Origin of the sequence: Mesorhizobium sp. M7D.F.Ca.US.004.01.2.1 (assembly GCF_003997785.1) — a bacterium.
Classification (GTDB): domain Bacteria; phylum Pseudomonadota; class Alphaproteobacteria; order Rhizobiales; family Rhizobiaceae; genus Mesorhizobium; species Mesorhizobium loti.
Genome location: NZ_RZRQ01000754.1, coordinates 1 through 535 on the forward strand (window position 1 = coordinate 1; position 535 = coordinate 535).

The 535-nt window shown below is 59.6% G+C and carries 1 protein-coding gene; it reads left to right on the forward strand.

The features are described from left to right. Nucleotides 1–320: 320 nt before the first annotated feature. Nucleotides 321–535, forward strand: a 215-nt coding sequence (locus EN993_RS36635) for a porin (RefSeq protein ID WP_206532505.1), incomplete at its 3' end; no start/stop codon positions are given.

Consider the following 535-nt stretch of genomic DNA (forward strand, 5'->3'; position numbering starts at 1 on the left):
CTCGGGGCATGGCCATGATTCCGTCGGCCGATCGCCGGATTCGGCGGCAAACAAGGAGTTGCGGACGGGTAGATGGTTAACGAGAGCTTTCTGAGTGAGGCCAAATCGTGTCATTTGTGCAACAACGCCGGGGGATAGCAGCCGAACAGCCCTTTCGCCGGTACGATCGTGGTTGAACGCCGCCGGCTCATGGGTAATGTCGATTTCGAAGGAGCGGCGCGGTGCGCATCTTTTTCGGTAGTGGGGATGGGGCAGGGAACGCTGTCCTTCAGCAAAGAATACCCAGACCCGTTTTTTAACTTTTGACTGGAGGTCAGAAAATGAACATTAAGAGCCTTCTCCTCGGCTCCGCTGCGGCCCTGATCGCAGTTTCCGGTGCGCGCGCCGCCGACGCCGTCGTCGTCGCCGAGCCGGAACCCGCTGAATACGTCAAGATCTGCGACGTCTACGGCGCTGGCTACTTCTACATCCCCGGCACCGAAACCTGCCTGCGCATCGGCGGCTATGTCCGTTATGACATCGGCGTGGGCGATGC